Origin of the sequence: Amycolatopsis sp. cg5 (assembly GCF_041346955.1) — a bacterium.
Taxonomy (GTDB): Bacteria; Actinomycetota; Actinomycetes; order Mycobacteriales; family Pseudonocardiaceae; genus Amycolatopsis.
On sequence record NZ_CP166849.1, the window covers coordinates 378,714 to 397,639 of the forward strand.

The following is an 18,926-nucleotide window of genomic DNA, read 5'->3' on the forward strand; positions in this document are numbered from 1 at the left end:
TGTATGTAACCATGGCCGGTATGACGAACCAAGAGATCCGCCTGAGTCAGGGCTCCTTGCGCTATCGGGACGAGGGGGAGGGGCCGCCGGTCGTGTTCGTGCACGGCCTGCTGGTCGACTCCGGGCTGTGGCGCGCGGTGATCCCGGACGTCGTGGCCGCCGGTTTCCGGTGCCTGGCCCCGGATTGGCCGCTCGGCGCGCATCGGCTCCCGATGAACGCGGACGCCGACCTGACGCCGCCCGGCGTGGCGAAGCTGATCGCGGAATTCCTGACGGAGCTGGACCTGCGCGAGGTCACGGTCGTCGCGAACGACACCGGGGGAGCGATCACGCAGATCCTGATGGCGAACCATCCCGAGCGCGTCGGGCGCGTCGTGCTCACCCCGTCCGACACGTTCGAGGAGTTCTTCCCGCCGCTGTTCAGCGCGCTGCCCCGGCTCGCGAGGGTGCCGGGCAGCATGTGGCTGCTCACGCAGGCCGTGCGGTTCAAAGCGGTCCAACGGCTGCCGATCGCGTTCGGCTGGGTCGCGAAACGGCCGCTGCCCGCCGACGTCGTGGACGGCTTCCTCCGCCCATCCCGCGAAAACCGGCTGATCAGGCGTGACCTCGGCAAGCTGCTGCGCGGCGTGCACCGGCGGCACACGCTCGCGGCCGCACGCGAGTTCCCGCGGTTCCGCAAGCCGGTGCTGCTCGCGTGGGCGCGCGAGGACCGCGTCTTCAAGCTGGCGTCCGCGTACCGGCTCGCCGAGCTGCTGCCGGACGCGCGCGTCGTCGAGATCGAGGACTCGTGGACGTTCGTGCCGCAGGACCAGCCGGCGGCCTTGGTGAAGCACCTGGTCTCGTTCATGGCAGATTAGGAGCCGATGCGACGAACCCAGGAAGACCGGTCGAACAGCACCAAGGCGGCCTTGGTGTCCGCCGCGCGTGAGCTGTTCGCCGCGCGCGGCTACGCGGCCGTGCCCGCCGACGAGATCGTGCGCGCGGCAGGCGTGTCCCGCGGCGCGCTCTATCACCACTACGGCGACAAGCAGGGCCTGTTCCGCGCGGTCTTCGAGGAGGTCGAGCGCGAGGTCACGGCCGAGGTCGACGCGGCCATGGCAGGCGCGCCCGACCTCGCGAGCGGCATGGCGATCGCGCTCGGCGCCTTCCTGGACGCGTGCGGCCGCGAGGAGGTCCGCCGGATCTCGCTCACCGACGCGCCTGCCGTGCTCGGCTGGACCGAGTGGCGCGCGATCGAGGCCGAACACGGCCTGGGCCTGGTCACCGACGTCCTGTCCGGCGCGGTCGAGGCCGGGTCACTGCCCGCGCTCCCGGTCGACGTGCTCGCCCAGCTCGTGCTCAGCGCGGTGACCGAGGCCGCACTCCTCATCGCCAACTCGGAAGACCCCGCCGCCACCCGCGCGGCCTCGGAACTCGCACTCATGGCCTGGTTCCGCGGCCTGACCCCGGGATAAAGCGGGCTTTACTCCCCGGGATAAAGCCCGCTAAATCCCCGGGAGTAAAGCGGGCTTTATCCCGGCGAGCCCTAGGCGGGGCCCTTCGCGAAGTAGGCCGTGCAGGTGCCTTCGCTGTTGTACTCGCTGCCGATTTCGAGGATGTTCTTGCCGTTGTCCACGGGCAGCAGCGTCGAGCTGTAGTTGGGGCAGTAGTTGTTGTAGACCCCGCTGATCTTGAGCGGCGCGGCGATCTCGTACCACGGCCCGGCGCCGAAGTTGTCGTTCGCCAGCAGCGTCGCGCCGTTGCCGGGCAGCGGCTCACCGGCGGCGTTGACGTAGATCTGCCCGACCATCACGATGCGGGTGCCGTTCACCCCGCCGGGGAACAGGGTGATCGTCTGCGCGTGCTGGAAGTGGTTGCCGTCGGCGGTCTGCACCCTGGTGCCGGGATCGGCCGGGTCGCCCCAGTTGGCGCCGTCGGCCGAGATCTTGAAGTACGGATCGCAGTAGCGGTCGCCGTAATTGCAGATCTCGTAGGCGAAGTAGTAGCGGCCGTCCGGCAGTTTCCGGATGATCGGCATCCCCGGCCGCACGCGGTGCGGCAGTATCGCCATCGTCCGCTGCTTGGTTCCCCAGTTGAGCCCGTCGGTCGACGAGACCCGGTTCATCACCTGGCTGTACTGCGGCGCTTCGCTCTCGTCGGCGTAGTGCAGCCACAGCGTGCCGCCCGCGTCGACGGTGAACTCCGGCTCCCAGATGCCGTCGGTGTTGTGCGACCCGGCTGGCTCGGCCAGGAACGACCAGGTGCGGCCGGAATCCCGGCTGGCCCAGACCTTCAGCTTGACGCGGCGGTTGAACCCGCCGTTGTGCCCATAGCTCGCCGCCCACAGCAGCGTGCCGGCGCGGAGCCTGCCGACCATCTGCGGCAGTTCGTACAGCGTCCCGCAGCACATCCCGTCGACACCGTCGCGGTCGTGGATCTCGCTGATCTTGTGGAAGGACTCGCCCTCGTCGGTGCTCTCCATGATCGTCGTGTAGTTGTCGACGGTCGAGGTCGTGGTGAGCGACGCGACGATGCGGTTGCGCCCGGCCTGCGAGTGACTGAGCCGGATGAGCCTGGCGTAGGTGCCGAAGCCGGGAACGAGTTGCTTGCGTTCCTGCGCGTGCGCCACCGGCGTCAGCAATGAAGCGCCGACGATCAGCGAAACCAGCAGCGAGATGCCGCGTCTCATGGGGGACCTTCCTTCCGGGAGAAACGGCGCGATTACACCACTGCGGCAAGCCGGTTTTTCGCGTGCTCGCCCCACGGTGACCCGTGGTAACCGGATGCGGTCCCCGCACTGGTCAGCCGCTGTCGCCCGATCCGGTCGCCGCGCGGTCCGCGGGCGCCGGAACCGGAATCGAAGATCACTTCCAGGCCGCTTTCGGGTGCAATGCGCGCCCCGAAGCGGTGATCATCGAGTTGATCAAGAATCCCGGCGTGGCGTCCCCGGGCCGGGCAGCGGATCGACGTCGGTGGCGTGCATCGGCTTGCCGCAGACCGAACAGGTCGGCTCGACATGGCTGACCTCGCCGCACGCGTGGTGCCGGAAGAGCACGGGCGGCCCGGCCTCGCCCGCGGTCCACCGATCACCCCAGCGCGCCATCGTCAGCAGCAGGTCGCACAGCTCGGCGCCCTTGGTGGTGAGCACGTATTCGTGACGCGGCGGGCGGCTGGAGTACTCCCGCCGCTCGAGCACCTCGCACTCGACCAGCCATTTCAGTCGCTCGGTCAGCACCTTGCGCGAGATACCGAGGTCCTGCTGGATCTGCTCGAAGCGCGAGATGCCCACGAAGACGTCCCGCAGGATCAACGGCGACCAGGGTTCGCCGATCACGTCGAGCGTGCGTGCGATCGAGCAGGCCATCTCGCCGAACTGGGTGCGCTGCATGAGAGCAATGTTAGCCCAAGGGGTTCCCTTAAGGAACTGACGTCTGCTAGCTTTGGGTTCCCTCAAGGAACTGACTAAGGAGACCGAGATGCCCCGCACGCTCACCGCCACCGAACGCGAAGACTTCCTTGCCGAGCCCCGCATCGGCGTGCTGAGCGTCGAGGCCGACGGCGACCGCCCGCCGCTGACGGTGCCGGTTTGGTACAACTACGAACCCGGCGGCGAGCTCACCTTCTTCACCGGAACGCAGGGCCGGACCGCCCGCAAGACCCGGCTACTGGAAGACGCGCGCAAGCTGAGCTTCTGCGTCCAGCAGGCCGAATTCCCGTACAAGTACGTCACCGTCGAATGCTCGCTGGTCAATGCCGACCGCGAGCCGCGCGCCGAAGACGTCTTCGCGATCACGAGCCGCTACCTGCCCGAAGACCACGCCAAAGGCTTCGCCGACGGCGAGACCGCCGACCCCACCGGCACCTTCGTACTGTTCACCGCCCGTCCGGATCGCTGGCTGAGTGCCGACTTCGGCTCGGAGTGACCATGCCCGCGAGCAGCCAGTCGAGCGCGCGGTCGAAGTCCCGGTCGCGCTGCTCGGCGATGCTCTGGCGGTTTTTCTGGTCCACCACACCACTTTTCACGCTCACCCACGGAACCTCGGCGACACTCTTCGCCACGTCATCGACGAACTCGTCGACCGTCCGGCCCGTCTTCCGGCCGTACTCCAGCCACCGCGACTCGTTCATCGCGAATCCGTAGACGTACTGGAAGACGGCTGACAGCGCGGCGGCCTGGTCGGCCTGCGAAAGCGGCGACCGGCCGACGACAGCCTGCGCATGCCGGGTGAAGCGCATGCTCTTCGGCCCGATGTTCAGGTAGTCACCGTAGTGACGGATCGCCCACGGATGCCCGACCATGGTGCGCCGCCAAGCCTGCGCGAGCGCCCGCAACTCGACCTGCCAGTCGTCATCGGCCTCGGGCAGCTCGATCTCGCCTGCCACCGCGTCGAGCGCGAACTCCAGCAGGTCGCTCTTGTTGGCGACGTACCAGTACATCGACATCGGCGTGACATTCAGCTCGCCTGCCAGCGCTCGCATCGAGACATCGCCCTGCGCGTCGAGCAGGCGAACCGCCGCCGCGACGATCGTGTCCCGGTCGAGCCCGCTCTCCCGTGACTTGCGGCCCTTCCCCGAGGTGAGCCACACGCTGCCGACCATGCCATCCACCCTCTCCCGAAAATCTCTTCTACATCGTACAAGATTCCTATACAGTGTAGAAGAACAAGAGGGGGTCCCCATGTCCATGCCGAACATCTCCATCGTCTGCGCCGGCCTGTCCTTCGCCTGGCCGGACGGCACACCCGTGTTCGACGACCTGTCGCTGGCCATCGGCACCGGCCGCACGGGCTTGATCGGCGTCAACGGCTCGGGCAAATCCACCCTCCTGCGCCTGATCGCCGGACGGCTCACGCCGGGCACCGGCTCGATCAAGGTCTCCGGCGACCTGGGCTACCTGCCCCAGAACGTCGCGCTCGCCGCACACGTCCGCGTCGACCAGGCACTCGGGATCGCGCCGGTCAGGGCGGCATTGCGGGCGATCGAGTCCGGCGACGCGAGCGAGTCCAACTTCACCGCGATCGGCGAGGACTGGGACGTCGAAGAGCGCGCCCGCGTCACCCTTGACCGCCTCGGCCTCGACCACGTGACGCTCGACCGCCGCATCGGCGAGCTCTCCGGCGGCGAGTCCGTGTTGTTGTCCATGGCGGCGCAGTTCCTGCGCCACCCGGACGTCCTCCTGCTCGACGAGCCGACCAACAACCTCGACCTCCCGGCCCGCCGCAGGTTCTACGAGGCGGTCGCGTCGTGGAACGCGGCCATGGTCATCGTCAGCCACGACCGCGAGCTACTCGACCAGGTCGACCAGATCGGCGACCTCCGCGCGGGCGAAGTCCGTTGGTACGGCGGCAACCTCACCGAGTACCAAGAAGCATTGGCGGTGGAGCAGCAAGCGGCGGAGCGCATGGTCCGCGCGGCCGAGTCCGACGTCCGCCGCCAGCACCGCGAGCTGGCCGAAGCCAGGATCAAACTCGACAGAGGTGCCCGCTTCGGCCAGCACAAGTTCGACACCAAACGCGAACCCAAGGTCATCATGATGGCCCGCAAACGCCAAGCCCAGGTGTCGGCAGGCAAGTACCGGAACATGCACCAAGACAAGCTCGAGCAAGCCAAAGAACGCTTGGCCGAGGCCGAAGAAGCAGTCCGCGAAGACACCGAAATCCGCATCGAACTCCCCGAAACCACGGTCCCGCCGGGCCGCGGCGTCCTCAAGCTCTCCTCGGTCGAACTCCGCTACGGAGCTCACGCGACCTTCGAGATCCGCGGCCCCGAGCGCATCGCACTGACCGGCCGCAACGGAGCAGGCAAGAGCACCCTCCTCCGCACCATCGCAGGCGAACTGGCACCACTGTCCGGCGACCTGTCCGTTTCGGTGCCCCTGCGCTACCTCCCGCAGCGCTTGGACCTACTCGACAACGCGCTGACGGTCACCCAGAACATCGCCGCCTACGCCCCGAACGCGACCGACAACAAGATCCGAGCCCACCTGGCCCGCTTCCTCTTCCGCGGCCACCGCGCCGACCAACCGGCCTCGACCCTGTCCGGCGGCGAGCGTTTCCGAGCCACCCTCGCGGCCCTGCTCCTCGCCGAGCCCGCACCCCAGCTACTCCTGCTCGACGAGCCGACCAACAACCTCGACCTGGCCAGCGTCCGCCAGCTCACCCAAGCCCTCGCGTCCTACCGAGGCGCCTTGCTGGTGGTCAGCCACGACCAGGCCTTCCTGCGCGACTTAGGCCTGACCCGCCACCTCACCCTCGACGGCCACCTCAAGGAGTCCACCTCGCCCTGACAAAACCCCACACGCCGCGTCGTCCATCGGCGCACGCGCGTCGTCCGTCCATGCACGCGTGTCGTCCATTGGCGTGCGCCGGGTGCGCTTACTTGTCGGTGTATTTGACCGCGGTCAGCGTGATCACCGTGTCGGCGGCCACCTTGGTCCCGGCGGCAGGCGATTGCCCTGTCTGCACCCAGTTGTTGTCGACGACCAGCGCCCGCCCCAGGCCCTTCCCATCGACCTCACGCAGGTTGTAGAGCCCGGCCGCCTGCATGGTGTCCTGCGCCTGCTGGTGATTCATACCGGTCACATCAGGCACGGTGATCAGCGCCTTCTCCGAACTCGTCGGCTGCCCATCCGGCGCTTTCTCCGTCGTGCTCCCACCCGGCGGAGTCTGCGCACCGGTCGCACCGCACCCGGCGAGCAGCGCGCACCCGGCCATCGCCCCCGCGACCCAACGTCTTCTCGTCGCTGCCATGGCTACCCCGTCCTGAACCCCGGCGAAGTCTTCCGGAGGAAAACAGATACCCGCCCAGCGACGCGGCGAAACCACGCCATTACGTAGCGACACCATGGTGAAGCGGGGGCCGCCCGCGCACGGGCGGCCTTACCCGGTCAGCGGTAGTTCGTGAACTGCAGCGCGATCTCGAAGTCCTTGCCCTTGAGGAGCGCGATGACGTCCTGGAGCTGGTCCTTCTTCTTGCCGGAGACCCGCAGCTGGTCGCCCTGGATCTGCGCCTGGACACCCTTGGGGCCCTCGTCGCGGATGAACTTGGCGATCTGCTTCGCCTTGTCCGAGGCGATGCCCTGGATGATCTTGCCGCCGATCTTGTAGATCTTGCCGGACAGCGCGGGCTCGTCGGCCTCGAACGCCTTCAGCGAGATGCTGCGCTTGATCAGCTTCTCCTTGAAGACCTCGACGGCGGCCAGCGCCCGCTCCTCGGTCTCCGACTCGATCGCGATGGCCTCCTCGCCGGACCAGTCGATCTTGGTACCGGTCCCGCGGAAGTCGAACCGCGTCGTCAGCTCCTTGGCAGCCTGGTTCAGCGCGTTGTCCACCTCCTGGCGGTCGACCTTGCTCACCACGTCGAAAGAGGGATCCGCCACGTGTTCTCACACCTCGTGCTCGCAACTTGTCAGGGCTTTCCACCCTAGCCCCTCCCCGGTTGACGACCCCGCAACGCGGTTGGGTACTCTTCTTGACGGCTGGTCCGCCAGCCAACGGCGAGTTGCCCGAGCGGCCAAAGGGATCTGACTGTAAATCAGACGGCTCAGCCTTCGGGGGTTCGAATCCCTCACTCGCCACAGTACGACAACACCCCGTTGACCTGCGAAAGCAGGCGGCGGGGTGTTGTCGTTCCGGCCTAGGTGCCGGATGCGGCGGCGGTCGCTCGGGTGGGCCTGTCCGCGCCGGATCGGCGGTGGAGTGCCAGGTGAGTGGCGCGCGCCACACCACCGTGGTGAAGGGTCAGCGCTTCGTCGTGCGGCGCTGGGACAGTGCGGTCACCGCCGCCACCGCGCCCGCGAGCAGGCCGATGCCCACGATGTACGGGCCGAAGGTCAGTGCGATGCCCGCGCCGATGTTCGCGTCCGGTTCGTCGGCGGTCGCCTGATGGCTGATCGAGCCCCAGGAGAGCACGAGTGCGCCGAAGGTGATGGTCACGGCTGCCACGATCGTCCATGCCTTGACGGTGCTGTTCACCTCTGCCACCTCCACTTTCGAGGCTAAGGGATCAAGGCGTGACCGGCAGGCTGAGCGGGTCGGCGAAAAAACTTCCGAAAACCTTTGAACCGGTTTTCGAGGGGGTGCGTGTGGATGGTGTCGGTCGCCGCGGGGAGCGCGGGACCAGCCCACAGCCGAAGGAGAAAGTCCCATGTCCCGCAACCGAATCGCCGCCGCCGTCACCTTCAGCGCACTCGGGCTGACCGTGCTCAGCGCCTGCGCCGGTGGTCCGGCCGAGACCACGAACGCGGCGCCGGTCGCCGTGCAGCAGGTCGCCAAGGAGACCTCGGTGAAGCTGACGGCGACCGACGTCACCGGTGTCGGCAACGTGCTGACCGAACAAGGCGGATTCACCCTGTACCGCTTCGATAAGGACACCGCGAATCCCTCGAAGTCCAACTGCGAGAACGAATGCGCGAAGACCTGGCCGCCGCTGCTCGTCGGCGACGCGGCACCGGAACTGTCCGGTGTGGACGCCACCCTGGTCGGCAAGGTGAAGCGGTCCGACGGCTCCGAGCAGGTCACCGTCAAGGGCTGGGCCGTCTACCGGTTCGCCAAGGACACCAAGCCGGGCGAGGCCAAGGGCCAGGGCGTCGGCAACACCTGGTTCGCGGTGACCCCGCAGGGCGGCAAGGCCGGGCAGGCCGCCGCGCCGGCGCCCGCACCGGAGAAGGAGACCACCAAGCTCACGGCGTCCGAGATTTCGGGACTGGGCAAGGTGCTCACCGACCAGAACGGCATGACGCTCTACCTGTTCGAGAAGGACAGCAAGAAGCCTTCGAAGGCCACCTGCAACGGTGACTGCGCGAAGACCTGGCCGCCGCTGCTGGTCCAGGGCAAGGTCGAACTGCAGGGTGTCGACCCGAAGATCGTCGGTTCCGTGAAGCGTGCCGACGGCTCCGAGCAGGTCACCGTCGGCGGCTGGGCCGTCTACCGCTACTCGAAGGACACCAAGCCGGGCGAGGCCAACGGCAACGGTGTCGGTGGTACCTGGTTCGCGATCGAGCCCGCCGGCTGCAAGGTCGGCACCGCCCCGGCGGCTGCCCCGCAGCAGCCTGCCGCCGCTCCGGCGGACAACGGCGGCTACGGCTACTGATCGCGTAACCCGTCAAAAGGAAGCGCTCCGCTGAACTGTGCCAGCAGTTCGGCGGGGCGTTTCTCATGTGCCCAGATAACGCAGGACGGCCAGCACCCGGCGGCTGAAACCCGCGCTGTGCGAGAGTTCCAGCTTGTCGAAGATCGCGTTCACGTGCTTTTCCACCGCGCTCTGGGAGATGTGCAGCAGCGCCGCGATGCTCGAGTTCATGTGTCCCTCAGCCATTTTCTCCAGTACTTCACGCTCCCGTGCGGTCAGCTTGCCGAGCGGATCGGTCCGCGAGGTCCTCGCCAGCAGACGCCGGACGACCTCGGGGTCGAAGGCGGCACCACCCGCCCCGACCCGGTCCAGCGCGTCGAGGAACTCGCCGACCTGGGAGACGCGGTCCTTCAGCAGGTACCCGACGCGCTCGCTGTCCCCGGTCACCAACTCGGCGGCATAGCGCTTCTCGACGTACTGCGAAAGCACCAGCACTCCGGTCTCCGGCCACCGGCGCCGTATCTCCAAGGCGGCACGCAGACCTTCGTCGGTGTGGGTCGGCGGCATGCGGACATCGGTGATGACCACGTCCGGCTGGTACGCGGCCGCCGCTGAGACGAGCGCCTCCCCGTCGGCCACCGAGGCGACGACGTCGTGTCCTTCTTCGGCGAGCAGCCGCACCAGCCCTTCGCGCAGCAGCGTGGAATCTTCAGCGAGGATCAGCCGCACGGCAGCACCGCCTCGACGACGGTCGGGCCACCGGCCGGACTGTCCACAGTGAACTCGCCGTCGACGGCGCCGACCCGGCGAGCCAGCCCGTACAGCCCGCTTCCCGATGTCCTCGCGCCACCTTGGCCGTTATCGGTGACTCGGACATGCACTCGGTCACCCACCCGGCTCACGCCGATTTCGACCTTGGTCGCGGCCGCGTGCTTGACCGTGTTCGTGACCGCCTCCGACGCGACGAAGTAGGCGACTCTTTCGATGGCTTGCGTCACCTCCCCGGTGAGGTCGTAGTTCAGCCGGACGGGCATGCCGCAGCGCTCGGCGAGTGCTTCGAGCGCGGTGTGCAGGCCCCCTTCGTCGAGCGCGATCGGGTATACCCGCCACGCCACGTCACGCAGATCGGTCAGGCTTAGCTGGGACTCCACGTGTGCCTGGCGCAGCAGATCGGCCGCGTGCGCCGGGTCGGTGGCGCGCCGCGCCCTGCCGAGCAGCAGGCCCAGCGCGACCAGGCGTTGCTGAACCCCGTCGTGCAGGTCCCGCTCGATCCGGCGGCGTTCGTTGGTGAGCGCGTCGACGACGAGCATCCGGCTCATCCTCAGTTCCCTGATCCTGCGGTTCTGCAGCTCCGCTTCGGTCAGCGCGAAGAAGTACCTGGCCAGCTTGCGTTCCAGCACCACGACGCCGACCAGGCCTTGCACGGCCAGGAAGAACAGCAGGAGACCGAACGCCAGCACGGCGATCGGGTGTTCGTACCACTCGGCTGGCCTGCCGCCGTTGGGGTTGCTTCCGGTGAGGTACTGCCCGGCGAGGATGACCGCGGAGGCCGCTCCGTACAGAATGAGCGCGAAGACGCCGACACCGAGCAGACCGGCGCCGGACCGCGCGGCCAGGTACAGCATCGAGCGACTGTGGGTGGAGTCCGAATCGGGCTGTTCATTGAAAAAACGCGCGAGCCGCTTTTGTTCGAGCCTGGCCAGGTCGGCCGCGTTCGTCCGCAGCGACTCGCGCCCGTCATAGCTCAGCAGCATCGGCGAACCGAGCACGAGGAAGCACAACTCGAGGACGGCGGTGACCCCGCCGAGCGCGAGGCCGCCGGTCGCGAGCAGTGCGCGGCGGGGCATGGATTCCTTCATACCCGCAGGTTAGCCGGGTTGATCAGGAGGCGTATTGCGGTTTTCCACAGTCTTTTCTGCGGTGTTCCGCAGTGTGCGCGAACGGTCCGATTCGTAGCTTCGAATGCATGGAAAACATCGCATCGCCCGGCGGCCTCGCCGGCTGGGCCGTCGGTCTCATGGACTCGCTCGGCGGACCAGGCGCGGCACTGATCGTCGGGCTCGACAACCTCTTCCCGCCCATTCCCAGCGAACTCGTACTGCCACTGGCCGGCTTTGCCGCCGGCCAAGGCACTTTCACCTTGTTCAGCGCACTCGCGTGGACCACGGCCGGCTCCGTCGCGGGCGCGATCATCGTCTACACACTCGGTCTGCTGCTGGGCCGCGAGCGCACCCGCGCGTTGGTGGCCCGAATACCGTTGGTCAAGGCGGCCGACTTCGACCGTACCGAGGCCTGGTTCGCCAGGCATGGCACGAAAGCCGTGCTCTTGGGCAGAATGGTGCCGATCTTCCGCAGTCTCATCTCATTGCCCGCGGGCATACAACGCATGCGTTTCACGAAGTTCCTGGCACTCACCACGCTCGGAAGCCTGTGCTGGAACACGGTGTTCGTCGTCGCGGGCTATCTACTGGGCCAGAACTGGCGTCTGGTGAACGACTACGCCTCGATCTTCCAGTACCTCGTGATCGGCGCGGTCGTGCTTGCTGCCGCGCTCTTCGCGACCACGCGATTGCGGGCCCGTGCATGAGACAGCGGGCTTTACCCCGAGGGATAAAGCCCGCCGAATCAGACCGCTAGGCCGCGACAGGTACCGAAGCGGGCGCCAGCGCCAGCTCCAGCACGTCGCGCACGTTGGCGACGGCGTGCACGTCCAGCTGGGCCAGCACCTCGGCGGGGACGTCGTCGAGGTCGGGCTCGTTGCGCTGAGGGATGATCACCGTTTTCATCCCGGCCCGGTGCGCGGCGAGCAGCTTCTGCTTGACCCCGCCGATCGGCAGCACCCGCCCGGTCAGCGACACCTCACCGGTCATCGCGACGTCCGAGCGCACGACCCGGCCGGAGAGCAGCGAAGCCAGCGCCGTGACCATGGTGATGCCAGCCGAAGGACCGTCCTTCGGCACCGCGCCCGCCGGGACGTGCAGGTGGATGCCACGCTCCTTGAGGTCGGCGACCGGCAGTTCGAGCTCCGCGCCGTGCGAGCGAAGGTAGGACAGGGCGATCTGCGCCGACTCCTTCATCACGTCACCGAGCTGACCGGTCAGGGTGAGGCCGGTCGCGCCGGACTCCGGGTCCGCCAACGACGCCTCGATGTAGAGGACGTCGCCGCCGGCGCCGGTGACGGCCAGCCCCGTCGAGACCCCGGGAATCGCCGTCCGCTGGGTGGTGGCCGGCAACGAGGATTCCGGCAGGTGCCGGGGCCGTCCGAGGTAGCCGTCCAGATCGGGCGCGTCGACGGTGACCGGCAGTTCGGCCTCGTCCAGCGCGACCTTCGTGGCCACCTTGCGCAGGATCTTCGCGATGGTCCGGTTCGCGTCGCGGACGCCGGCCTCGCGGGTGTACTCGCCCGCGACCCGGCTCAGCGCCGCGTCCGTCACCACGACCTCGCCCGGGGCCAGCCCGGCTCGTTCCAGCTCGCGCGGGAGCAGGTGATCGCGGCCGATGGTGACCTTCTCGTGCTCGGTGTAGCCGTCGAGGGTGACCAGCTCCATCCGGTCGAGCAGCGGGCCGGGGATGGTCTCCAGCGCGTTGGCCGTCGCCAGGAACACGACGTCCGAAAGGTCGAGCTCGACCTCGAGGTAGTGGTCGCGGAAGGTGTGGTTCTGCTCGGGGTCCAGCACTTCGAGCAGCGCGGCCGTCGGGTCGCCCCGGTAGTCGGCGCCGACCTTGTCGACCTCGTCCAGCAGGATGACCGGGTTCATCGAACCGGCCTCCTTGAGCGCGCGGACGAGACGGCCGGGCAGCGCGCCGACGTAGGTGCGCCGGTGACCGCGGATCTCGGCCTCGTCGCGGACGCCGCCGAGCGCGACCCTGACGAACTCGCGGCCCATCGCCTTCGCGACGGACGCGCCGAGCGAGGTCTTGCCGACACCCGGCGGGCCGACGAGTGCCAGCACGGCGCCGTTACGCCTGCCGCCGACCTCGGACTCGGCGCGGCGCTTGCGCACCGCCAAGTACTCGATGATGCGTTCCTTGACGTCGTCGAGGCCGGCGTGGTCGGCGTCGAGCACCGCACGCGCGCCTGCGATGTCGTGCACGTCCGTGGTGCGGGTGTTCCACGGGACCTCCAGCACGGTGTCCAGCCAGGTCCGGATCCAGCCACCCTCCGGCGACTGGTCGGAGGTCCGCTCCAGTTTGTCCACTTCGGACAGTGCGGCCTTGCGGACGTGCTCCGGCAGGTCGGCGGCCTCGACGCGGGCGCGGTAGTCGGTGTCCTCGGCGGTGCCGTCGAGTTCGCCGAGCTCCTTGCGGATCGCTTCGAGCTGGCGCTTCAGCAGGAATTCCTTCTGCTGCTTCTCCATGCCCTCGGAGACGTCCTTGCGGATGGTCTCGGTCACTTCGAGCTCGGCCAGGTGCTCCCGGCTCCACTCCAGCGCCTTCTCCAGCCGGGTGGCGACGTCGAGGGTGGTGAGCAGTTCGAGCTTCTGCTCGGTGCTCAGGTACGGCGCGTTGCCGGACAGGTCCGCGATGGCGGACGGGTCCTCGACCTGCTGGACGGCGTCGATCAGCTGCCAGCCGCCGCGCTGCTGCAGGATCGAGATCACGACGGCCTTGTACTCGGCGGCCAGCTTCGCCGCGCGCTCGCCGCTCAGCTCGGTCGCGTCGTCGGCGTGCACCCAGCGGGCCGCGCCGGGCCCGTCGGCGATCCGGCCGACGGCCGCACGCTTGGTGGCGCGCAGCAGCACCGCGGTCTTGCCACCGGGGACCCGCCCGATCCGCTCGACCGTCGCGATCGCGCCGAACTCGGCGTACTCGCCGTGGAGGCGGGGAACCAGCAGCACTTCGCCCTTGGTGTTCGACCGGATGCCGGGGAACGAAGGGGTACCTGCCTGTGCGGACTCGACCGCGGCGCGCGTCTCGGAGTCCGAGAGGTCCAGCGGGATGATCATGCCGGGCAGCGCGACGTCGTCGTCGAGGGGTAGAACGGGCAGGAGGCGGTTTTCACTCATCAGGCACTCCTCAGTAGTTGAGTCTGACTAGCTCAACTTTCCGAAGGTGCTGTTTGTTTCCAAAAGAGTGTTCGCTGCTAGCGATCAGCTTTGGCGGGGTTTCTCGGCCACGGCGCACCAAGCGAAGTGCCTAGTCTGAGCCTCGATCGGGTTCGGGTCCGCGGTCGGGCGCCAGTCCGGGAGCGAGGTCATCCCCGGTTCCAGCAGTGGCCAGCCGCCGAACCAGGGGAGGATCTCCTCGTCGGTCCGCATCCACGCCGGGTTGCTCGTGTCCTTGTACGCGTCGATGAACCGGTGGACCTCCGCCGCGCGGTCGGGCGGGGCGCTGTCCTTACAGGCCGCGTGGGTCAGGCCGATCCAGCTGCCCGGCGCGAGCTTGGACCGGTACTGCGCGATCAGGCCCTCGGGGTCGTCGTCGGGGCCGACGAAATGCATCACCGTGATCATCAGTACGCAGACCGGCTCGTCCCAGTCGATCAGGCGGCTGACCGTCGGGTCGCGGAAGACCTCGTGCGGCTTGCGGATGTCCTGCTGCGCGATGCCCGCCCATTCGGTGGCTTCGTCCTGCTCCAGGATCAGCGTGGAATGCGCGACCGCGACCGGCTCGTAGTCGACGTACACCACCTTCGCGCCGCCGCCGGGGAGCCGGTCGCCGACGATCTCGTGCACGTTCCCGACCGTCGGCACCCCGGAGCCCAGGTCGACGAACTGGCGGATGCCCGCGTCCAGCGCCGCGCGCACCACGCGGCCCATGAACGCCCGGTTCTGCCGGGAGATCGGCTTGATCAGCGGCCACAGCTGCTCCACCCGGCGCCCGAACTCGCGGTCGACGGCCCAGTTCTGGGTCCCGCCCAGATACCAGTCGTAGACCCTGGCCGCGGACGGCTTCGTGGTGTCCACGCCGTCCGGCGTCTTCGGTGCGTTGTCGCGGTGGTCTGACATGGCGGCCAGCGTAGTAGTGGCGAACCCTGCCAAAACCTCTGCCAGGCAACGATTACCGAACAGCGGGCCGTCGCTGCCAGAAGGTCCAGAGCGGGCGATAACCCTGCGCGTACCAGAACGGCGTCGACTGCGGGCTGGCCAGCGCGTGGTGCAGCAGCGTGACCTCCGCGCCCGACTCCTCCAGCACCTGGTGCGCGTGGTTGGCCAGCGCGGTTCCGACACCGGACGACCGCGCGGGTTCCGCGACCGCCAAGGACGACAGATAACCGACGCGCGCCGCGTTGACGCACGAGGAGATCCAGAAGGACTGATCGGGCAGCTGCACCCGGACCATGCCGAGCGGCTGGCCGTACAACTCGGCGATCCACATCGTCGGCTCGTCGGAGAGCAGCCCGCGCAGTTCTTCGGTGACCATCTCTTCCGCGTTGGGGCGCATCGTGGTCATGCCGAACTGCGCGTCGTAGCGCTGCAGTTCGAGCTGCAGGTGCACCGCCGTGGGCAGGTCGCCGAGTTCGGCGGGCCGGATGCGGACACCGGGCGTGGTGACCGGGCCGGTCGTGGCGAGGCGTTCCGCCGGCCGGACGGCGATCCCGACCACCGGGGCGAAACCGTGCTGCAGCAGTTCCGCGGAACCGATCGTGTCGCGACTTGGCCTGGCGATCACCGCGGCGGTTTCGGTGTCACCCTTTCGAGCGACATTTGCGAGATGCAGTTCCCACTGATCAAGGAGCGCGGAGATGGCCGCCGCCGGTTCCGGGCCCGCCAGTTTGAGTTCCAGCCGGTGCTCGGTAAGCGCTTGCCAAGAGGAACGCGGAGAGTCTTCCGGCACGGAGCGACGCGTCGCGAGACCGGAGCCAGCGGAGTCGCCGACACTCACCGTGATCATCTCGGGATCGCCGACGAGCTGCACGTCATCGGCGTTGAGGACGGGGATTTCGGGGAGCAGGGAGTCCACCTTGGTGACCCTCGACGCGTGCTCCGCATCTATCACATCGGCTTTCATGGGGCAATTGAAGTCCGTGTGGAACCTGAAGCCAAGCCCCTAGAGAACACCCCTACGGATGATTCGCCGTCGCTACGGCGAGCCACCGTCGTAACGCGAATAACGCTCCAATTTCACTCCCTGGTCCACGCAGGTCAGCGCAGCTGGCCCATTGTTAACCCTGGGGTGATCTCATACTGTCTCGAAAGGGACTTGAGTACGCCCTCCGGGGTACAGTATTGCCCTCGTTAGGAGGTCGCATGCCGGACTTGAACGGCAGGCCTGATCCGACCGGCGTCACTTCGGTCGCTTCGGGCAGCAGGGGTGGCGCCGTCACATCAGGTTCCGGAGCTCCAGGACCGGCCGCGGCCGGTCCTGCGCCGATGTCGGAGGCGCGCACGGACGAACTGCGCTTTCGTGTCTACACCGCCGCGGTACTGACCTTCGGGATCGCCGCGGCCATCGCCGTCGGCACCTGGCTGCCCTTCACGGGCGACGCGAGCCTGCTGTGGATCGGCGCGGTGCTCGCGCTCGCGTTCCTGCTCGCCGAACAGCTCGGTATCAACGTCGACGTCCGCAGTGGCATTTCGTGGACCATCTCGTTCACCGAGATCCCGCTGGTCATCGGTTTCTTCATCGCGCCATTCGAAGTCGTGCTGGCCGCGCATGTCGTCGCGGGCATCGGCACACTGCTGGCGCGCAAGGTCGCGGGCCGCGTCCTCTACAACGCCGGCGCCTTCCTGCTGGAGATCACCGGCGCCTTCGCGGTCGCCGGGCTGGTCAAGCAGGCCATGGGCAATCCGGCGACCATGCCTTGGCCAGCCGCGCTCGCCGGCACGCTCACCGCGCCGCTGGTGAGCACGCTGCTCGCGCTCGCCGCCGTCCGCGTGCTGCGCCGCCGGATGCGGGTCAGCACCGCGCTGCGGCTCACCGGCCGGATCCTGGTCGTCGGTTTCGTGAACGCTTCGGTCGGTTTGTCCGGCTATTTGGTCATTTCCGGAACTCCGGAAGCCTGGCCGCTCGTGCTCGCCGTTTTCGTCGGCCTCACCGCTTTGTATTGGGCGTACTCGGATCTACTGCGTGAGCAGCGGGACATGGAAGCGCTCTCCGACGTCAGCCTGATGGTCGCGCGATCCGGCCAGCAGGCCGCCGCGCGCCCGGCGAGCCGGTCGGACGATCTCGTCGGCGGCGTCGACGTCCGTGAATGGGCGACGATCGCCGAGCGCATCAAGGATCAGCTCGCCGCGGGCCGGGTCGTGCTGCGCCTGCGGCTCGAACCGACCGACGCCATGCGCGTGGTCGTCGCGGGGGACGCGTTGCCGGTCAGCGAGGCCGCGAGCGACGATCCGCTGCTGCGCCTGCCCGGCGCGCATGTCCGGCATTTCCGGATCACCGAAGCGAATCCCGACGTCCGCGCGGCGCTGCTCGACCGCGGCGCGCAGGAGGCGCTCGTCGTGCCGCTGCGCAGCGCGAACCAGCTTCTCGGTGTCGTCGAGGCGCACGACCGGCTGTCTCGCTGGCGTGGTTTCGGCAAGTACGACGTCCAGCTGCTCGGCACGATGGCGAGTCACCTGGCCACTTCGCTCGACAACCGGCGCCTGCTGGCCACGTTGCGCCACGACGCCTATCACGATCCGCTGACCGGCCACCTCAACCGCCTCGGCTTCCGGCACGTCGCCCGCGAACCGTTGCGCGAGTTCCCGAACTCGGTCGTGCTGCGCATCGATCTCGACATCTTCTCCACGGTCAGCGACGCGCTCGGTTACACCTGGGCCGACCGCATGCTGGTCGCCGCCGGCCGACGGCTCAAGGACGCGCTCGGCCCCGACGTCCCGCTCGCGCGGCTCGAAGGCGCCTCGTTCGCGGCGCTGCTGGTCGACGTCGCGCCCGAGAACGCGCACCAGGCCGCCGAGCGGCTGCGCGACGACCTCTCCGCGCCGTATCCGGTGGACCGGCTGCTCGTCGAAGCCAACGCGATGGTCGGCTACGCGGCGCCGGAAGAGGCCGGCGAGCAGATCGACATCGACATCCTGCTGCAGCGCGCCGACGTCGCCGTCCGCGCCACGAAGGGCGGCGAGGAGGTCCGCGGCTACGCGCAGAGCATGGGCCAGATCTTCATGCGCCGCTTCCAGATGGTCACCCAGTTCCGCCAGTCACTGGAGGACGGCCAGGTCTCGGTGCACTACCAGCCGAAGATCTCGCTGCCGAACCGTCAGGTCGCGGGTGTCGAGGCGCTCGTGCGCTGGGTGCACCCGGAGTTCGGCAGGCTCGGCCCCGACGAATTCGTGCCCGCCATCGAGGCGGCAGGCCTGATCGGCGTGCTGACGGAGTTCGTGCTCGAAGAGTCGCTGAAGCGTGTGCGCAAGTGGCTCGACGAAGGCCTGCGCATCTCGGCCGCGGTCAACATCTCCGTGCGCAACCTGGCCGACGAGGAATTCCCGGCCAAGGTCGCCGCGGCGCTGGAACGCTTCGACGTGCCGCCGTCGCTGGTCACGTTCGAGCTGACCGAGTCCGGCGTCATGTCGGACCCGCAGAAGGCGCTGCCGATCCTGCGTGAGCTGTCGGCGCTCGGCGTCGAACTCGCCGTCGACGACTTCGGCACCGGCTACTCGTCGCTGGCTTACCTGCGCCAGCTCCCGGTCGACCAGGTGAAGATCGACAAGAGCTTCGTGCTCGGCATGGGCACCGACCTCGGCGACCTCGCCGTGGTGCGCTCGATCGTCGAGCTCGGTCACTCGCTCGGCCTGACGGTCGTTGCGGAAGGTGTCGAAGAGGACGTCGCGCGCGATCAGCTGGAGGCGATGGGCTGTGACGTGGCTCAGGGCTACCTGATCTCCCGTCCGCTGCCCGAGGACCGCCTGGAGGCTTGGTTGCAGGCGAGGACGGCTCGCTCGCTCGGAAGGCATCAGGAGACCGTGCTGACCCTTCTGACCTGAGGTTTCTCGAAT

General features: G+C 68.2%; 18 protein-coding genes and 1 tRNA gene. 8 read left to right on the top strand and 11 right to left on the bottom strand.

Translation table 11 applies throughout. From position 1 onward, the window contains the following. The first annotated feature begins 20 nt into the window (after positions 1-20). Both AB5J62_RS01935 and AB5J62_RS01940 read left to right on the top strand, forming a co-directional pair. The gene (locus tag AB5J62_RS01935; RefSeq protein WP_370946375.1) at positions 21-857 is read left to right on the top strand and encodes an alpha/beta fold hydrolase; all 837 of its coding nucleotides are present in this window, start codon (positions 21-23) and stop codon (positions 855-857) included. A gap of 6 nt (positions 858-863) precedes the next feature. After that, a complete protein-coding gene (locus AB5J62_RS01940) occupies positions 864-1,454 on the top strand; it encodes a TetR/AcrR family transcriptional regulator (protein WP_370946376.1) in 591 nt (196 codons plus the stop codon). A gap of 71 nt (positions 1,455-1,525) precedes the next feature. Here AB5J62_RS01940 and AB5J62_RS01945 read toward each other — a convergent pair whose 3' ends face one another. Together AB5J62_RS01945 and AB5J62_RS01950 are read right to left on the bottom strand one after the other, a co-directional pair. Continuing rightward, positions 1,526-2,668, bottom strand: a complete 1,143-nt coding sequence (locus AB5J62_RS01945; RefSeq protein ID WP_370946377.1) for a sialidase family protein — start codon at positions 2,666-2,668, stop codon at positions 1,526-1,528. A 234-nt stretch (positions 2,669-2,902) separates the two neighbouring features. Then, the gene (locus AB5J62_RS01950; RefSeq protein WP_370946378.1) at positions 2,903-3,367 is read right to left on the bottom strand and encodes a winged helix-turn-helix transcriptional regulator; all 465 of its coding nucleotides are present in this window, start codon (positions 3,365-3,367) and stop codon (positions 2,903-2,905) included. Between the two features lie 88 nt (positions 3,368-3,455). Here AB5J62_RS01950 and AB5J62_RS01955 point away from each other — a divergent pair, with 88 nt between their 5' ends. Then, a complete protein-coding gene (locus tag AB5J62_RS01955) occupies positions 3,456-3,902 on the top strand; it encodes a pyridoxamine 5'-phosphate oxidase family protein (protein WP_370946379.1) in 447 nt (148 codons plus the stop codon). Here the strand turns inward: AB5J62_RS01955 and AB5J62_RS01960 are convergent. Further along, positions 3,853-4,578, bottom strand: a complete 726-nt coding sequence (locus AB5J62_RS01960) for a TetR/AcrR family transcriptional regulator C-terminal domain-containing protein (protein WP_370946380.1) — start codon at positions 4,576-4,578, stop codon at positions 3,853-3,855. The two genes, AB5J62_RS01955 and AB5J62_RS01960, sit on opposite strands and share 50 nt — an antisense overlap. Before the next feature lie 85 nt (positions 4,579-4,663). Between AB5J62_RS01960 and AB5J62_RS01965 the strand changes: the two genes are divergently transcribed. Continuing rightward, positions 4,664-6,265, top strand: coding sequence for an ABC-F family ATP-binding cassette domain-containing protein (locus AB5J62_RS01965; protein ID WP_370950149.1), 1,602 nt, complete (start codon positions 4,664-4,666; stop codon positions 6,263-6,265). Between the two features lie 88 nt (positions 6,266-6,353). Here AB5J62_RS01965 and AB5J62_RS01970 read toward each other — a convergent pair whose 3' ends face one another. Together AB5J62_RS01970 and AB5J62_RS01975 are read right to left on the bottom strand one after the other, a co-directional pair. Next, on the bottom strand, positions 6,354-6,728 hold the full coding sequence (locus AB5J62_RS01970; RefSeq protein WP_370946381.1) for a PASTA domain-containing protein: 375 nt from the start codon (positions 6,726-6,728) through the stop codon (positions 6,354-6,356). Positions 6,729-6,865: 137 nt separating this feature from the next. Next, positions 6,866-7,357 carry a YajQ family cyclic di-GMP-binding protein gene (locus AB5J62_RS01975; protein ID WP_091293521.1) on the bottom strand — a complete coding sequence of 164 codons (492 nt, stop codon included), beginning with the start codon at positions 7,355-7,357 and terminating at the stop codon, positions 6,866-6,868. A 116-nt stretch (positions 7,358-7,473) separates the two neighbouring features. Here AB5J62_RS01975 and AB5J62_RS01980 point away from each other — a divergent pair. Continuing rightward, a tRNA-Tyr gene (locus tag AB5J62_RS01980) sits at positions 7,474-7,555 on the top strand. A gap of 163 nt (positions 7,556-7,718) precedes the next feature. Here AB5J62_RS01980 and AB5J62_RS01985 read toward each other — a convergent pair. Beyond that, complete coding sequence (locus AB5J62_RS01985) at positions 7,719-7,952, bottom strand: hypothetical protein (RefSeq protein ID WP_370946382.1); 234 nt, start codon at positions 7,950-7,952, stop codon at positions 7,719-7,721. Between the two features lie 172 nt (positions 7,953-8,124). On the opposite strand from AB5J62_RS01985, the gene AB5J62_RS01990 reads away from it, so the two are divergent. After that, positions 8,125-9,069, top strand: coding sequence for an SCO0930 family lipoprotein (locus tag AB5J62_RS01990; protein ID WP_370946383.1), 945 nt, complete (start codon positions 8,125-8,127; stop codon positions 9,067-9,069). Positions 9,070-9,132: 63 nt separating this feature from the next. On the opposite strand, the gene AB5J62_RS01995 is transcribed toward AB5J62_RS01990, so the two are convergent. Both AB5J62_RS01995 and AB5J62_RS02000 read right to left on the bottom strand, forming a co-directional pair. Beyond that, positions 9,133-9,777 (bottom strand): response regulator, encoded by a 645-nt coding sequence (locus tag AB5J62_RS01995; RefSeq protein ID WP_370946384.1) that lies wholly within the window; start codon positions 9,775-9,777, stop codon positions 9,133-9,135. Further along, positions 9,768-10,907 carry a sensor histidine kinase gene (locus tag AB5J62_RS02000; protein WP_370946385.1) on the bottom strand — a complete coding sequence of 380 codons (1,140 nt, stop codon included), beginning with the start codon at positions 10,905-10,907 and terminating at the stop codon, positions 9,768-9,770. Before AB5J62_RS02000 ends, AB5J62_RS01995 begins: the two co-directional genes overlap by 10 nt. Before the next feature lie 107 nt (positions 10,908-11,014). Here AB5J62_RS02000 and AB5J62_RS02005 point away from each other — a divergent pair, with 107 nt between their 5' ends. After that, positions 11,015-11,635, top strand: a complete 621-nt coding sequence (locus AB5J62_RS02005) for a DedA family protein (RefSeq protein WP_370946386.1) — start codon at positions 11,015-11,017, stop codon at positions 11,633-11,635. A gap of 46 nt (positions 11,636-11,681) precedes the next feature. On the opposite strand, the gene lon is transcribed toward AB5J62_RS02005, so the two are convergent. From lon to AB5J62_RS02020, 3 genes are all read right to left on the bottom strand, one after another. After that, on the bottom strand, positions 11,682-14,054 hold the full coding sequence (gene lon / locus AB5J62_RS02010; RefSeq protein WP_370946387.1) for an endopeptidase La: 2,373 nt from the start codon (positions 14,052-14,054) through the stop codon (positions 11,682-11,684). A gap of 84 nt (positions 14,055-14,138) precedes the next feature. Then, a complete protein-coding gene (locus AB5J62_RS02015; RefSeq protein WP_370946388.1) occupies positions 14,139-14,996 on the bottom strand; it encodes an SAM-dependent methyltransferase in 858 nt (285 codons plus the stop codon). Between the two features lie 52 nt (positions 14,997-15,048). Next, the gene (locus AB5J62_RS02020; RefSeq protein WP_370946389.1) at positions 15,049-15,999 is read right to left on the bottom strand and encodes a GNAT family N-acetyltransferase; all 951 of its coding nucleotides are present in this window, start codon (positions 15,997-15,999) and stop codon (positions 15,049-15,051) included. A 239-nt stretch (positions 16,000-16,238) separates the two neighbouring features. Between AB5J62_RS02020 and AB5J62_RS02025 the strand changes: the two genes are divergently transcribed. Further along, on the top strand, positions 16,239-18,914 hold the full coding sequence (locus tag AB5J62_RS02025) for a putative bifunctional diguanylate cyclase/phosphodiesterase (protein WP_370946390.1): 2,676 nt from the start codon (positions 16,239-16,241) through the stop codon (positions 18,912-18,914). Positions 18,915-18,926 lie beyond the last annotated feature (12 nt).

Bases quoted from the DNA above. Each gene is read 5' to 3' on its own strand.
- AB5J62_RS01940 (WP_370946376.1), top strand. From the start codon at position 864: ATGCGACGAACCCAGGAAGACCGGTCGAACAGCACCAAGGCGGCCTTG.
- AB5J62_RS02005 (WP_370946386.1), top strand. From the start codon at position 11,015: ATGGAAAACATCGCATCGCCCGGCGGCCTCGCCGGCTGGGCCGTCGGT.
- AB5J62_RS01935 (WP_370946375.1), top strand. From the start codon at position 21: ATGACGAACCAAGAGATCCGCCTGAGTCAGGGCTCCTTGCGCTATCGG.
- AB5J62_RS02025 (WP_370946390.1), top strand. From the start codon at position 16,239: ATGCCGGACTTGAACGGCAGGCCTGATCCGACCGGCGTCACTTCGGTC.
- AB5J62_RS01955 (WP_370946379.1), top strand. From the start codon at position 3,456: ATGCCCCGCACGCTCACCGCCACCGAACGCGAAGACTTCCTTGCCGAG.
- AB5J62_RS01950 (WP_370946378.1), bottom strand. From the start codon at position 3,367: ATGCAGCGCACCCAGTTCGGCGAGATGGCCTGCTCGATCGCACGCACG.
- lon (WP_370946387.1), bottom strand. From the start codon at position 14,054: ATGAGTGAAAACCGCCTCCTGCCCGTTCTACCCCTCGACGACGACGTC.
- AB5J62_RS01990 (WP_370946383.1), top strand. From the start codon at position 8,125: ATGTCCCGCAACCGAATCGCCGCCGCCGTCACCTTCAGCGCACTCGGG.
- AB5J62_RS01970 (WP_370946381.1), bottom strand. From the start codon at position 6,728: ATGGCAGCGACGAGAAGACGTTGGGTCGCGGGGGCGATGGCCGGGTGC.
- AB5J62_RS02020 (WP_370946389.1), bottom strand. From the start codon at position 15,999: ATGAAAGCCGATGTGATAGATGCGGAGCACGCGTCGAGGGTCACCAAG.
- AB5J62_RS01965 (WP_370950149.1), top strand. From the start codon at position 4,664: ATGCCGAACATCTCCATCGTCTGCGCCGGCCTGTCCTTCGCCTGGCCG.
- AB5J62_RS02000 (WP_370946385.1), bottom strand. From the start codon at position 10,907: ATGAAGGAATCCATGCCCCGCCGCGCACTGCTCGCGACCGGCGGCCTC.
- AB5J62_RS01960 (WP_370946380.1), bottom strand. From the start codon at position 4,578: ATGGTCGGCAGCGTGTGGCTCACCTCGGGGAAGGGCCGCAAGTCACGG.
- AB5J62_RS02015 (WP_370946388.1), bottom strand. From the start codon at position 14,996: ATGTCAGACCACCGCGACAACGCACCGAAGACGCCGGACGGCGTGGAC.
- AB5J62_RS01945 (WP_370946377.1), bottom strand. From the start codon at position 2,668: ATGAGACGCGGCATCTCGCTGCTGGTTTCGCTGATCGTCGGCGCTTCA.